Annotated in this window: 9 protein-coding genes; 6 read left to right on the plus strand and 3 right to left on the minus strand. The window is 53.8% G+C overall.

Annotation, left to right across the window (positions count from 1 at the left end):
- The first annotated feature begins 345 nt into the window (after positions 1-345).
- Both DW350_RS02660 and DW350_RS02665 read left to right on the plus strand, forming a co-directional pair.
- Complete coding sequence (locus DW350_RS02660; RefSeq protein ID WP_192954785.1) at positions 346-4,830, plus strand: PAS domain-containing hybrid sensor histidine kinase/response regulator; 4,485 nt, start codon at positions 346-348, stop codon at positions 4,828-4,830.
- Entirely contained in the window at positions 4,824-5,762 is a 939-nt protein-coding gene (locus tag DW350_RS02665) for a diguanylate cyclase domain-containing protein (RefSeq protein WP_336406967.1), read from the plus strand. The genes DW350_RS02660 and DW350_RS02665 overlap by 7 nt, the downstream gene beginning before the upstream one ends.
- A 39-nt stretch (positions 5,763-5,801) precedes the next feature.
- Here the strand turns inward: DW350_RS02665 and DW350_RS02670 are convergent, their stop codons facing one another.
- Positions 5,802-7,847 carry a phosphocholine-specific phospholipase C gene (locus DW350_RS02670; protein WP_115717369.1) on the minus strand — a complete coding sequence of 682 codons (2,046 nt, stop codon included), beginning with the start codon at positions 7,845-7,847 and terminating at the stop codon, positions 5,802-5,804.
- 56 nt (positions 7,848-7,903) lie between these two features.
- Positions 7,904-10,189, minus strand: a complete 2,286-nt coding sequence (locus DW350_RS02675) for a TonB-dependent receptor domain-containing protein (RefSeq protein WP_115717370.1) — start codon at positions 10,187-10,189, stop codon at positions 7,904-7,906.
- 181 nt (positions 10,190-10,370) lie between these two features.
- Between DW350_RS02675 and DW350_RS02680 the strand changes: the two genes are divergently transcribed.
- The gene (locus DW350_RS02680; RefSeq protein ID WP_115717371.1) at positions 10,371-10,823 is read left to right on the plus strand and encodes a hypothetical protein; all 453 of its coding nucleotides are present in this window, start codon (positions 10,371-10,373) and stop codon (positions 10,821-10,823) included.
- 170 nt (positions 10,824-10,993) lie between these two features.
- Positions 10,994-11,452: an LpoB-related protein gene (locus DW350_RS02685; RefSeq protein WP_115717372.1), complete on the plus strand. Its 459-nt coding sequence runs from the start codon at positions 10,994-10,996 to the stop codon at positions 11,450-11,452.
- On the opposite strand, the gene queG is transcribed toward DW350_RS02685, so the two are convergent.
- Positions 11,449-12,576, minus strand: a complete 1,128-nt coding sequence (gene queG, locus DW350_RS02690) for a tRNA epoxyqueuosine(34) reductase QueG (protein ID WP_115717373.1) — start codon at positions 12,574-12,576, stop codon at positions 11,449-11,451. The genes DW350_RS02685 and queG overlap by 4 nt on opposite strands.
- 105 nt (positions 12,577-12,681) lie before the next feature.
- Here queG and DW350_RS02695 point away from each other — a divergent pair, with 105 nt between their 5' ends.
- Together DW350_RS02695 and tsaE are read left to right on the plus strand one after the other, a co-directional pair.
- Positions 12,682-14,142, plus strand: coding sequence for an NAD(P)H-hydrate dehydratase (locus tag DW350_RS02695; protein WP_115717374.1), 1,461 nt, complete (start codon positions 12,682-12,684; stop codon positions 14,140-14,142).
- On the plus strand, positions 14,135-14,590 hold the full coding sequence (gene tsaE, locus DW350_RS02700) for a tRNA (adenosine(37)-N6)-threonylcarbamoyltransferase complex ATPase subunit type 1 TsaE (protein ID WP_115717375.1): 456 nt from the start codon (positions 14,135-14,137) through the stop codon (positions 14,588-14,590). The genes DW350_RS02695 and tsaE overlap by 8 nt, the downstream gene beginning before the upstream one ends.

Here is a 14,590-nt window from a genome sequence, read left to right on the forward strand (position 1 = left end):
CTACCATGGTATTCACAGTGCCAGTGGAAGGGCCGCGAGCCGAATGTCGGCCCAGTCAGTCTCGTTTCCCGCTCCAAATACAAAAAGGCCGTCCGAGTGACGGCCTTTTATCGTCTGTGCTTTTCCTAATGCTCGCTTTTGCCGGTTTTATTCTGGCATTGCTGCAAAAGGGAAAAAAATGGCGCGTCAGCAGGCTTTCAATCCTTGGCTACACTTTGATTGTTTCGAAAACAGCCAGTTAGCTGTTCGGCCTTAGGGTGGCAATGCTCTGGTGTTAGGTGGCAACGAAAAGGGAGTGAGGATGTCGCTTGTGAGTCTTGCCGGCGCCACATGGAGGGCGCCAAAGTGAACAAAAGTGTATTGCTACCGCTTAAAGAAAAATGGGTGCTGCTCACCCTTTTTATCTGCTTAACCTTTACCTTTGTCGCTGTTGTTGCGGTAAGAATTGATAACCAAAAACACATTGCTACCGCAGTGAAAGAAGCGGCTGATCCGGTTTTTACATCCCTTCTCGATCGTTTCAATCAATATAAGGTCGGCCTGCAAGGGGCGAGAATTGCGGTATTGATGGCCGAAAATAATGGCCTTGATCGCAGCCATTTTCATAAATTTGGGCTTTCTCAAAATCTGAAAAACGATTTTCCTGGTGCCAGGGGTTTTGCCTTTGTCCGGGTCGTTAAACGCAATGAGTTGGCCGCTTTTGTAGCAGCGGAAAGGCAAGGCGACTGGCCGAATTTCAAAATCATTACCCAGCAGCCTCATCAGGGAGACCTCTATGTGGTGCAACTGATGGAACCGGCAACCGATTACGGCCTTAACGCTATCGGCTTTGATATCGCCTCAAACCCCAGCCGCCGCCTTGCGGCAGACTTAGCTGCTGACTCTGGTCAGCCAATGCTCACCGCTCCTATTAATTTAATTGATCAACCTTCTCAAAATCATCAGGGTTTCTTGATGATGTTGCCCATTTACCAGCAGGCTAAAACGCCGACGTCAGAGGCCCTGCGCCGCGAACAGCTTTTGGGCTGGGTATTGGTACCGCTGAATATTAACGAGGTGATGGCCAGTATGCCGCTGGATGGCAACCGCTTGCGTTTGCAATTAACCGATGTCACCGATGCTCTGCATCCGCAGCCTTTTTTCAGTACGGCCACCACTGCCGGCATGTATCCCTTTAGCCGCGATATCGCATTTTTAGGGCGAACCTGGAAAATGACCTTATCGGTGCTGCCGGCCTTTTTACAGCAACAGCACCTGATGTCGCCGGTGCTAACGGCTTTACTTGGGATCTCGTTATCGCTGTTGATAAGCACCCTGGTGGCCGCCCTGCTGACCAGCTATCGCAATGCCAAGCGTCTTAACAGCGAGCGCACCAAAATAGCGGCCATTGTTGAAAGCTCCAATGACGGCATTATCGGTAAAACCTTGGAAGGCAAGGTCACCAGCTGGAACGCCGGCGCTGAACGCATTTTTGGCTACCGCCGCGACGAAGCCATCGGCCACTACATTATTGATTTGGTGATCCCCGAACGTTTTAAAGGTGAAGAAGCGCAGATCTTGGCCAAGGTGCGTCATCGGGAATCGATTTATTCTTTTGAAACCATCAGAGCGAAAAAAGATGGCACCGAGATCCCGGTATCGGTATCGGTGTCACCCATTTTTTCGCCGGAAGGGCAGGTGATTGGCGCCTCGAAAACGGTCAGAGATATTTCCCACCAAAAGGCCAATGAAGCGCGGATACGGGAGCTAAACAGCAACTTGGAACGGGAAGTGGCTGCCCGTACCGCCGAACTGGCTGATGTCAATTTGCTGTTTAAAAACGTGCTGTCGGCGGCTTCCGAGTTTGCCATCATTGCCACCGATACCGAGGGCACCATAACCCTGTTTAATTCCGGTGCTGAGCGCCTGCTGGGTTACAAGGCTGAGCGGGTAGTTGGCAAGCAATCGCCGGTGCTGTTTCATCTGGAAGAGGAAATTCGCCAACGCGCTGAAGCAATGTCGGTGAAATACCAGCAGCCTATCTCTGGTTTTGAAGTTTTTACTTACAAAGCCACCCATGAAGGGGCTGAGGCCAGCGAATGGCAATATCGCCACAAGGATGGCAGCATTTTTCCTATCAACTTGGTGGTGACCGCCATTCGCAATGAAGAAGGCATTATCACCGGCTACCTTGGGGTTGCGTCTGATATTTCAGAGCTGAAAAGGTCCTCAGAAGAACTCGAACAAGCCCGCGACGAGCTGTTATCCACCACCCATACCTTATTGATGGCATCACAAACGGCGGAGCTTGGGATCTGGAGCTGGAATATTCATAGCCAGGAGATGGAGTGGAACGAAAAAATGTTCGCACTTTATCAGCTGGAACCAAACCAGAGCGCTCCGCATAAGGTGGCCTTTAGCGATTGGGAACAGCGGGTACTGCCAGAAGACTTGCCGCTAGTCAGCCAGGGTCTTGATAACACAATTAAATTTGGTGATGACTATGACCCGGAATTTCGCATTGTTTTGCCTGATGGCCAGGTCCGCTATCTGCAAGCCGGAGCCTATGTAGAGCATGATATTTATGGCAAACCGGTAAAAGTCACCGGTATTAACCGTGACATTACGGTGGATAGGGAGCTGCGTGAAAGCCTGATTGTTGCCAAAGAACAGGCCGACGCCGCTAACGCCGCCAAGTCGATGTTTTTGGCCAATATGAGCCACGAAATTCGCACGCCGATGAATGCGGTATTAGGCATGCTGCAGCTGCTGCACAAAACCAACTTGTCGAGTCGCCAAGAAGACTATGCCAGCAAGGCGCAAATTGCTGCCACATCGCTACTGGCGCTACTTAACGATATCCTCGATTACTCGAAAATTGATGCCGGTAAGTTGGAGCTGGACCCGCATCCATTTGAAATGAGTCGGCTAATGCAAGACTTGGCGGTAGTAATGTCAGCCAACCTTCGCAGCAAACCTATCGAATTATTGTTTGATTTTGACCCCGAGATCCCGCCGAGCCTGATAGGTGACCAATTACGCCTGCAACAGGTGCTTATTAACCTCACCAGTAACGCCATTAAGTTCACCGATAAGGGTGAAGTTGTGGTGAAGGTTGAGCAGGCCCATGTCGATGACGACAAGGTGCAACTGCGGCTTTCGGTAACCGATACCGGCATTGGTATCAGCCCCGATCAGCAGCAACGCATTTTTGAGGGCTTTACCCAAGCCGAGGCTTCCACCACCCGCCGCTATGGCGGCACCGGTTTAGGGCTGGTGATTTGCCGGCGCTTGGTGTCGCTGATGGGGGGCGAGCTGAAAATTGACAGCGCCTTGGGCCAGGGCAGCCGGTTTTGGTTTGAGCTTGAGTTGGCGATAGATAAAGACTTTGGCGAAGCGCCGCCATTGTCACTGCCGCCAATGTCGATTTTGTTAGTCGAAGACAACCCGGTAGCCCGAAAATTGCTGGATATTACCTTGCGCTATCTTGGCGCTAAAGTCAGTACCGTAACCGACGGCCAACAGGCCATTGCCGCAGTCAGCCAGGCTGACCAGCAAGGTGCCGGTTTTGACTTGGTATTGATGGACTGGTTGATGCCAAACCTGAATGGCATTGAGTCGGCGCGGCGTATTCGCCAAGAACTTAGCCTTAATAAAACCCCGGCCATTATTTTAATTAGCGCCGCCGCCCACGACGAACTACCGGTCTTTAATGACCAGTCACCTGTGGATTCTTTCCTGGCGAAACCGGCGTTGCCGCATCAGCTGGTCGACAGCATTACCCATGTGCAGCAAAAAGCGGAAAAACAGCAAAAGCCCAGCGCGCTAAAAGGCATGCCTGCGGCGTTACCCCTTCATAACTTGCGACTGTTAGTGGTTGAAGATAACCACTTCAACCAGATGGTGGCGTCAGAATTGTTAGCGGGGGAAGGCGCTATTGTTGATATTGCCGGTGATGGCATGGAAGGGGTTTCGCGGGTGATGGAAGGTGGGGCCTTTGATTTAGTGCTGATGGACATGCAAATGCCCGGTATGGATGGCCTGGAAGCAACCCGCCGTATTCGTAGCGACGGGCGTTTTCAACAGCTGCCCATTATTGCCATGACTGCCAATGTCAGTGCCGAAGACCAGCAAGCCTGTATTGAAGCCGGTATGAATGCCCATCTTGGCAAACCTTTGGACTTACCCAAAGTGGTGGAAGCGGTGCTTCGCTACACCGGTCAAAAAGCTTTGGCGGCTAAAAAAACGGCACAGATACCGCCCGAGCTGGCGCCAATTTTGGAGCGTTTTGGTGGCAATGTTCGGCTTTATAAAAGATTGCTGGCCGATTTTTTACCTTCCTTTATGGCGTTAACCGAACAGTTGTCACAGCAGGTCGCCGAGGGTGACTGGCCCGCTATTCAAACCTCACTGCATACCATTAAAGGTTCTGCCGGTACGGCTGGCCTGAGCGATTTGCAGCAACTGGCCCAGCAATTAGAGGCCGCCTTCAAAGCTGCTGAAACTGTTGCCCAGCGCCAAGAATTAACGCCGGGACTGGTTGAAAATTTGCGGCTATCGGCAGAGCGCAACTACGCTGAGATCCAGCGCCTGTTACCCGAGGATGAACTGCCCATCGCCGCCGCCGCGGCCAGCACTCAAGACCTCGCAGCGAATATTGAACAGCTACAGGCCTTGCTGGAGAGCAGTAACTTACAGGCACTGGATAAAGTGGAACTGCTGATGGCGCAACTGGCTGATATGCCGGCCGTTACCGCCGAAGCCAAGGCGCTACAACAAGCGACGGACGCCATGGATTTTGAACTGGCTGCTCGTCAACTTGCGCTTATCAAGGAGAAGTTACCGTGCTGAACCACATGCAGGAGAGGTTACCGGGATTTGTCGGTCGCCCCCGGCTGCTTGTCGTGGATGACCAGCCCATTAATATCCGCGCCTTAAATGAAATATTTAAGGACGAGTATGAATGCCTGTTCGCTACTTCTGGCGAACAAGCCTTAATACAGGCGCGAACCCAAAAACCCGATCTGATTTTACTGGACGTGATGATGCCGGACATCTCTGGCCATCAGGTCTGCCAAACCTTAAAAAAAGACCCTACTACCGCCGATATCCCCATCATTTTTGTTACCTCGCAAAATGAGGATATGGACGAGGCGTACGGTTTTGAACTGGGCGCCGTGGACTTCATTTCCAAACCCATTAACCCGGTGATAGTCAGAGCCAGGGTTAAAAGCCAAGTGGCGTTAAAGCTGCAATACGATTTTATGCGCAACATGGCATTGCTTGACGGCCTGACAGGGGTACCCAACCGGCGGCGCTTTGACGAGGAGTTAAAAAAATACTGGCTGATGTGCCGCCGCGAACATAAACCGCTAACGGTGGTGCTGATTGATGTCGACTTTTTCAAACGTTACAACGACTGCTATGGCCATCTGGCCGGGGATGACTGTTTGCGTCAGACCTCAAAGGCGCTACAAAGCGCCCTGAAACGGCCTTTGGATTTATTGTGCCGCTATGGCGGTGAAGAGTTTGCCTGCCTGTTGCCCTATACCGACGCCCAAGGCGCGCAAAAAGTCGGTGATACCTTGCAGCAGGTGATAGCGGCGTTGGGGTTAGCGCACAGCCAGTCCGATGTCAGTGACAAGGTCACGGTGAGTATCGGCATCGCCACACAAATACCGACCGCCGAGGCCACGGCGCTATTGTTAGTCGAAGCCGCCGATGGCGCGCTTTATCAAAGTAAGTCGCAAGGGCGAGCCCAAAACCAGCTGGTGGAATTATAAAAAGCAGGCACTTGGCCTGCTTTTTTGTGTCTGGCGTTATCAGGCGCCAAGGGCGGGGTCGGAATAACTGGCTTTACCGGTTTCAATATGGCCACGCCAACGCCGGGCAAAATGGGGCTTCGCTGGCAGGCTAAGGGCCAAGTCGTACCAATGGGCATCTTGGTCGATAGCGATAGTCAGCGTTTTACGCTGCCCAGGGCTTAGCTTTAGCCGTTGCTCTTGATGGCGGTAGCGGTTTTCAAGCCTGGCTTCTAGCAGGGTGTTGCCATGATTTGCCAACACCAGCTCCAAGCTATCCTGACTGCGCTGGTTAAGCTCTGCCTGCATTTTATCCGCTGGGTGGCCGGCAAATTGGCGCATAAAGCCGTTAGGGCCGTGTATTGCCCAGTCTACCTTCTCGGTTATCGGCCAGCTGTCATTGATGGTGGTGTTGGCCGCGGCGGTGTAAAAGCGCGGAGATTGCGTTGCCTGGCGGTCATAAGCATTGAGCGCGACGGCCACCGCACTGTGGTTCTCCAGTGACAGCTGTAACTGGCCTGCGTCTATTGCCAGCTTGGCATCAAAGGCATAAGGCAGGGCGCGAGCCGGGCGCTGGCCGCTTTCCTGGCGGGGCATTTTCGCGGTTGGCGGCAAACTGGGTGCCGGCAGCTTGGCGGCCTTGTCGACTGCACCGATGTAATGCTCGGTGTTGGGCAGGGTCGGCCAAACAGGGTCTTTACCGGCAAAGTCTAAAGCGCTGGTTAAGTCCCCGGCCACGGCGCGCCGCCAGGGCGAAATGTTCGGTTCGCCAACGCCAAAGCGCTGCTCTAGAAAACGCAGTACCGAGGTGTGGTCAAACAGTTGTGAATTGACCCAGCCGCCACGGCTCCAGGGGGAAATCACCATCATCGGCACCCGTGGCCCAAAGCCAACTGCCTCGCCGTGATAACTCTCGCCAGTCATCGCCACATTGCTTTTACCCATTTCGCCATGAATGGGCGGCACCGGTACCGGAATGTGGTCGAAAAAGCCGCCGTTTTCATCGTAGTTGAGTAAGAACACCGTTTTTGACCAGACCTCAGGATTGGCCATTAATGCTTCCAACAACCGGGCGGTTAATGAGGCGCCGTAGCCAGGAGAGGCCTCGGGATGTTCTGACAACACATAAGGGGCAATAAGCCAGGATACCGCTGGTAAGGTGCCTTCTTTCACGTCTTTGGCAAAAGCGGCCACCAGATGCTCACCCCTTGAGGCGGCGGCATTTTCGGCGCTGGAGCCGGCAACCCAGGCCCGACTTTTTTGATAGCGGCTGCTGTTATGGTTCAGGCCACGAAATTGTTTAAACGACTGCAAGGCGTTATCGCCGAAGTTGTCGTATTCCTGATAAATCTGCCAGCTCACCCCGGCTTTATCGAGACGATCGGCATAAGTGGTCCATTGATAAGGGCTGAACTCACTGTGGTCACGGTCCATATCGGCAGTCCAGTTGCCGTCGTCCTTATTGGCGACGGCTTGCTCGCCGTTGTTACCCACACTCAGGCCACTGGTGCCGGTCCAAAGGAACATTCGGTTCGGATTGGTGGGGCCAAACAGCGAACAATGGTAACCGTCGCAAACGGTAAAGGCATCGGCCAGCGCGTAGTAAAACGGCATGTCGTCGCGTTTGAAATAGCCCATGGTCATCGCGGTTTTCTGCGTTGCCCAAACGTCATTTTGTGCCCAGTCACTCAAGGGACCACGCCAGTCGTGGTTAAGGTCGTGCATGGTTTGGGCCGAGGTATTGTGGCTGTCTAAATGAAAAGGCAGCACCGGCGCAGGCGTTTTGGCAGTGTGTTGCTGCCACACCGACCGGCCTGGGCGGCTTTGCATCGCGGCTGGGTCGTCAAAGCCACGCACACCACGCATGGCGCCAAAATAGTGGTCAAAAGAGCGGTTCTCTTGCATGAAGATAACGACATGCTTGACGTCTTTAATGGTGCCGGTTTCCCGGGCTGGCTCAATGGCCAGTGCTTGACGAATGCTGGCGGGCAAAACAGCCGCCGTGGCAAGGCCAGCAGCGGCTAAAGACGTGGCTTGTAAAAAGCGGCGACGGTTTAAATCAACCATGGCGGTTTTCCTTCTACGGCAAAAAAAGACACCCCGGCAACACGCCGGGGTGGGGGTTAGAAGGCCAAAGAGGCGGTGGCGGTAACGGTACGGCCGGCACCGATGTAGTAGCTGCCGTCATTACCGCCAGCCAGATAGGCTTTGTCGGTAAGGTTGGTAATGTTCAGCGACAGGTCCAAAGACTTCAGATCCTTGCTGCCCAAATCGATGTGATAACCGCCGTAAAGCGAACTAATGGTGTGGGAAGGAATGGTGTCTTGGTTCTCATAGTCGCCGTAGTAAGAGCCGGTATATTTGGCCTCAATACCGCCGCGATAGGCGCCTTCTTTGTAGTTCAATGACACCACTGCCATTTTGCGCGGCGAGCCACCCACTTCGTTGTTGTGCAGGTCAACGTAGGCATCGTTAACGTCCATCAAACTGTTGGCGGTGTATTTAGAGTCGTTAAAGGTCAGAGAGCTGTAGAGGTTCCAGTTAGTGGTCATATCCCAGCTCAGGCTGCCTTCAAAGCCTTGCGATTCAATACCACCCACGTTGACATACTCGCTGTCAGACTCGCCCAGGTAATCAATGCCGCTGGCAATGTTCTGGTCGATTTCGGTAATGCGGTTATCAAATTTAATGTGGTAAAGCGCCGTGGTTACGGTCAAGTTCTGGCCGAAGTAACGCAGGCCCAAATCGATGTTTTTCGCCGTTTCCGGTTTGAGGCTGGAAATGTCCAAGTCGCTGGATAACAGGCTGTCGTCCAAGGCTTTGTAGTTTTCTGAGTAGCCAGAATAGACTTCCCAGCTTGGGGCAAAACTCCAAACGATACCGAACATGGGAAGCAGATCTGAGTCGCTGGTTAGCGATGCCACTTCATTGCCGCCTTGCTGGTTGTCTTTTTGTTTGATGTTGACAAAGAACTGGCGCACACCGGCGTTAATGGTCACCGGGCCCAGTATCCATTTGTCTTGCACGTAGTAGTTACTGGTGTTTTGGATATAGTCGTAATCGTACTGGCGATAGTAGGCGTTATGGTCGTATTCCATGCTGGTGGCAGGGTCAATAACCTGGTGCCAGTCGCGGTATTCACGGCGGTCGGAATATTCAGCCCAAAGCCCGGTGGTTAAGGTGTTAAAGGCAGAAAGATCCCAGTTCAACTTCACAGTAGAGCCGTAACGGTCTTTGCGGTAGTGGGTGTGGCGATAGCTCGACAAATAGCTGTCGCTACTGGTGCACTGGCTTTCGTCGGTAATGTAATTACCTGAGCTGTCTTGGCAATAGGCGGTTAAAGCATTGCCATCGGTGTCGGTTAACACGCTGCCGCTGCCGTTGGTTTCTACCAGGTAGGGTGGCAACCAGTCGCCGCGCCCGGTCATGTGGTGATAATAAGGCGTTATTACCAGGCGGGTGTTGTTGCTGGGCGACATGTCAAAACGCATGTAAGCCAGGGTGTTTTTGCGAAGGGTGCGCCAGGCCGCCGCGTAGTTTTGGTCAAGCTCGGGGTTACCGGTCCAGTTGCCGGTGAGGCGGTCCCAGGTTGGGTCTTCATTAAACTGTGCGAGGCTGACGCTGTTGTAGTTACTTTCATCAACATCGTCGTAGCTGATACGGCTAGTAACCGTGGCCCAGTTCAACTCGCTTACCGCTTTATAGGAGGCATAAAGGTCGTCAGCCCCTTGAATGTTGGCGCTTTCCTGCATCCAGCGGTTGTTGTTGTTATGGGACAAGCTTAAATAGCTGGTGGTGGTGCCATCAAAAATGCGGCCGGTGTCGTAGCGCAGGTAGTATTTTCGGGCATCGTCGTCACCGGTGGTGACAGACACTTTGCTGCCACGCTGTTCATTGGGCGCTGCAGAAATATAGTTAAAGGTACCGCCGAGGGCGTCGAGGGACGGGGAAGAGACATCCGAAGTACCCTGCATCACCTCAACGCGGCCGGTGTCTTCGGTGCTTAAGAAGCGGTTGGCTTTAGAGCCTCCGCCGTAAGTAGAACCGCCGTTAGGTACACCGTCAACGGTCATCCCTAGCTGGTGCGTTGAGCCATTAAGGGTAAAACCGCGCATGGTGATGGTGGTGGACCAATCGTCACTACCAAAAACGCCACCTTCACCGACGCTAACACCGGGCAACATGTCTAACAGGTCGTTGACGCTGGACATGGACGGCGTAAAGGCTTTGGTATCTTCAGTGGTGCTGTTGTTGGCGTAAGCGATACGGGTACCAACCACCGAAATGGTCTCAGTTTTTGAATCGCTACTGTCGGTGGCGGAACTGTCGTCGGCATGTGCGGTCTGGCATAGAGCAGCGCTGATACTTAAGGTCAGTAAACTGGGTAGCAAATAATTATTGGTTGTCATTGTGAACGTCTCAAACACGTTGAATTTTCGGCATTTTGGTGGACGGGTGTGACAAGGGGGTTTCGCCGAGGTGTCTGAAAGGTGAAGGTTTTTTGACCATAAATATTGGCAAGCTTGACTTGCTTGCTGGCTAGGTCATGCTGGCTTGAGTTGCGCCCAAGAACATCAAGGAGAGACTGTCATGCGCTTTAAAACTGTTCGTGATCTTGTTAACCACCTTTGTGAATCGCATTTTGCGCTAAGTAAGCTTTATCAGCGGTTGGCCGATAATGCCGACGCTGAACGCACCCGGATGATGCTGCATTACTTGGTCGACCATGAGAAAAAAGTTTCTGACGACTACGCCAGTGTATTGAAAACGCCAGGGGAGGCTTTGGATACCTGGTTTGATAACGCTATCGACAGTCATTTTGATAAATCGCTGACTTATGTCGATATAAAAGCTAATGCAACCCAAGAAGATGTGCTGGAACTGGCATTGTCGCTGGACAATAAGTTGCTGGCGGATATTGAGGCGCTGGTGCCCCAATGCCCAAGCCAGGAAAGTAAAACCTTTCTTGAAGGCTTACTCAGCTCGGCCCAGGATATTCAGCACCGCTTTGTGCACCAGACCATGCGCATGCAGGATTTATAAGACGCTGTGCGCCAGTTAGAAACGGAGAAATTGATGTCTCTATCGTCATTACCGGCGAAGAAGAAAAGTCCCCGTGCCAGCCAACAGTCACTGTTGGCTGGCTTTCGAACAGGTGATAATTCATCAAAAGTTAATGCTGTCATTAGCAAGCTACTCCTAGGAGGAAAGGCATGCAGACGATGAGATTGGCAGCCATGGGCTTGGTATTGGTGCTGGCAGGTTGTAGCAGCGCGGGAGTTAGGCCGCCAGAACAGCCACCCGCCAATAAACCGGCAGCTCAAAATGATGAAATGGCAACGGCGCTGAAAGGCTTGGCCGCCACCTTGCCCGAAGGGGATGTGGCGGTGGTGAAAGTGGCTAACTATTCCAACCGCCGTATCGACACCCAGGCGCTCACTGAGAAGGTTATCAACCAACTTAGCCAAGATGGCCGTAATGTGGCCGACCTTTCTGCCAGTGCCGATGGCTTTGATTTGCTGGCAGCGCGCCAAGCTGGCCGCGAAGGTGGCCATCAATACTTGCTGTACGGACAAATTCGCGAAGACGGTAACACCCTGCGCTTGCGGGTAATGACCCTGGCCAACGGCATTATTGTCTGGACCCGTGAAATGACTGTACCTAAGTCTTAAGCGCTGTCTGGCAAACCTTTATGAATGGCCCGCACCAAGCGGGCCTTTTGCTGCCCGTTATTGATGCTGCTGGTGGGTTGCTGCTGACGCTTTAGTGCCCAAGTGATGTGTTCGGCCACCAGTTCACTGGCGCCCGCTAGGCGGCTATTGAGGGCATCGATAATGGCCGCGCTTGGCGGGGCATTGCCAAGGGCGACGGCAATATTGCGTTGCCAGCGCTCAAAGCCAATGCGGCGGATAGGGGAGCCTTCGGTGATTTTCAAAAAGGTGTTTTCATCCCAGGCCCACAGCGCCAACAAATCTGGCGCATGCAAGGCGCTTCTTGGCGCAAAGTCCGGCTCTTGGCTGAGGTGAGCAAAACGGTTCCAGGGGCAAATCAGCTGGCAGTCGTCACAGCCGTAGATGCGGTTGCCAATCAGTGGCCGCATCGCTTCGGGAATGGCACCTTTGAGCTCGATGGTGAGGTAGGAAATACAGCGTCTGGCATCAACCACATAAGGCTCTACGATGGCCTGGGTTGGGCAAATGGTCATGCAGGCCACGCATTTCCCGCATTTTTCTTCGCCAAAGGCGGCGTCTGTTGGCAGCGGTAAGTCCACCAGCAATTCGCCGAGAAAGAAAAAAGACCCACCCTCGGGATTTAACAGCAAGCTGTGTTTACCCACCCAGCCAAGGCCGGCTTTTTCAGCCAGCGGCCTTTCCATGATCGGCGCTGAGTCTACAAAAGGGCGAAACTGCAGGTCGCCACAGGCCTCTTGAATGCGTTCGCCAAGTTTTTTAAGGCGACTGCGCAGCAGCTTGTGGTAGTCGCGGCCCAAGGCGTAGCGCGACACATAGCCTTTTTCTGCATTACCTAAAATTTCGCCAAAGCGTGCCTTGGGGGGCAGATAATCCATGCGCGCGCTTATCACCCGCAAGGTGCCGGGAAGCAATTCATCTGGCCTTGCTCTTAACATGCCATGGCGAGACATGTAGTCCATTTCGCCATGGTGACCGGCGTCTAACCAAGCCTGCAGCGCCGCTTCATGGCTCTTGAGGTTGGTATCGGTAATACCAACCTCGGCAAAGCCAAGCTCGCGTCCCCAGCGTTTAATGTCATCGGCAAGTTGGTGGAAATCGGTCACAGTCAGGCCCTTGTCGCTCTTGGGCGCAGGGTAGCATATCCACTTTCATTGTGGGCCAGCGGCGCAGGTGTTGGTAAGCTCAATAGAAAGCGTGAGGAGGTGGTTATGTTAACTCCCTTATTAAAAGCGCTGCCGAGCCCTTTGCCGACAGCGGCCGAATTAAAAGTGTTGGAAAAATCACTGGCTGAGGCCGCTGGCCTTAGCCTTTATCAGCTAATGGAGCGCGCCGGGTTGGCGGCCTATTCGTTATTGCGCCAGCGCTGGCCGGATGCCAAACACCTATTGGTATTGGCCGGTTCCGGCAATAATGGCGGCGATGCGTATGTTCTGGCCCGCCACGCCGTGGAAGACGGTTTGCAAGTGACGCTGGTGGCCAGCGGCGACCCCAAAGCAGCAGAAGCCCGCCAGGCATGCGAAGCCTTTTACCAAAAAGGTGGCCAGTTGCTGGCCCAGTTGCCGCAGCCGTGTCTGGCCGATGTGGTGGTAGATGGCCTACTCGGTATGGGCCTTAACAGCGAAGTACGTGGCAAGGTACAGCCCTTGCAGCAATTTTTAGCGCAAACGGCGCTGCCGATACTGTCGATTGATGTGCCTAGCGGTTTGGCAAGTGACACCGGCCATTGGTGGGGGCCTGCCTTTATGGCGGCCGCGGTGGTGACCTTTATTTTCCCCAAAGCGGGGCTTTTGACCGGGCAGGGGCGGGCGTCTTGGCAACAAGCCTGGCTGGCCACTTTGGAACTATCCCCCAATGCCACTGTGGCGATAACCGCCTGTGATTTCGATACCCTTACCGCACTGCGGCCCACCCGAAAACTCACCGCCCATAAAGGTGACAGCGGCCGCTTACTGTTAGTGGGGGGCAACTTGGGGATGAGCGGCGCCATTCGCTTGGCAGGACATGCCGCCCTTCGCACCGGTGCCGGGTTGGTGAAAGTCTTTACGCATCCGGGCAGTGCGCTGGCGGTCATGCTGGAAGCAGCAGAATTGATGGTGGTGGGCGCTGAGCAATGGCCAGACGACGCCTTTTCCCCTCGCGCCGTAGCGGTGGGGCCCGGCTTGGGGCAAAACCCCTGGGCACAGAGCTTCTTCGATAAGGCCCTGAGCTACCCGGTACCCAAGGTGATTGATGCGGATGCTTTGAACTTGCTAGCTGCTCATCCAAGGCCGGTACCCAATAGCGTGTTAACGCCGCACCCAGGGGAAGCGGCGCGCTTGCTGGGAACCACCATTCAAGATATTGAGGCCGACCGGCCTGGCGCCGTCAGGGCCTTGGCCGCGCGTTACCAGTCGGTGGTGCTATTAAAAGGTGCCGGCACCTTGGTGTGCGATGGCAACAATATCTGGCTGCTGGCGGTAGGAAGCCCGGCCATGGCGGTGGGAGGCATGGGAGATGTGCTTTCTGGTATCATTGGCGCGCTATTGGCGCAGGGGTTAAGCCCGGTCAATGCCGCTTTGCTAGGCGCTGCGCTTCATGGCGAAGCCGGACGCAGAGCGGGCGAATCCGGAGTGATAGGCACTCTGGCCAGCGATCTTTTTGTGTGGGTGCGGAAACTCATTAATGCGTGACATTTACTTAGCCAACGACGATGCCACTGTGGCATTGGGGCAAGCCTTGGCCAAGGCAGTAAGGCCCGGTATGACCTTGCACTTGTTGGGCGACCTAGGTGCTGGCAAAACAACGCTGAGCCGAGGCCTTATTCAAGGCCTTGGTCATTCAGGTCGTGTCAAGAGTCCAACTTATACCCTTGTCGAGCCTTATGAGTTGCCGAATGTTAGGGTATATCATTTTGATCTTTATAGACTTTCTGACCCGGAAGAGCTTGAATTCATGGGCGTGCGCGATTACTTTGGCAAAGATTGCATCTGCCTGATCGAGTGGCCGCAAAAAGGCGAAGGCGTATTGCCTGCTGCCGATCTGGTGTTGTCTCTCGATTATCAGAACCAGGGGCGGGCCGCTAAGCTTGAGGCCATGAGTTCGACTGGCAAAGAAACCCTGGAGAGGTTGTCCTTTTAA

This window comes from Gallaecimonas mangrovi (assembly GCF_003367375.1).
Classification (GTDB): domain Bacteria; phylum Pseudomonadota; class Gammaproteobacteria; order Enterobacterales; family Gallaecimonadaceae; genus Gallaecimonas; species Gallaecimonas mangrovi.

Coding starts and splice junctions, on each gene's coding strand:
- DW350_RS02695 (WP_115717374.1), top strand. CDS start 12,682: ATGTTAACTCCCTTATTAAAAGCGCTGCCGAGCCCTTTGCCGACAGCG.
- DW350_RS02675 (WP_115717370.1), bottom strand. CDS start 10,189: ATGACAACCAATAATTATTTGCTACCCAGTTTACTGACCTTAAGTATC.
- DW350_RS02680 (WP_115717371.1), top strand. CDS start 10,371: ATGCGCTTTAAAACTGTTCGTGATCTTGTTAACCACCTTTGTGAATCG.
- tsaE (WP_115717375.1), top strand. CDS start 14,135: ATGCGTGACATTTACTTAGCCAACGACGATGCCACTGTGGCATTGGGG.
- DW350_RS02670 (WP_115717369.1), bottom strand. CDS start 7,847: ATGGTTGATTTAAACCGTCGCCGCTTTTTACAAGCCACGTCTTTAGCC.
- DW350_RS02685 (WP_115717372.1), top strand. CDS start 10,994: ATGCAGACGATGAGATTGGCAGCCATGGGCTTGGTATTGGTGCTGGCA.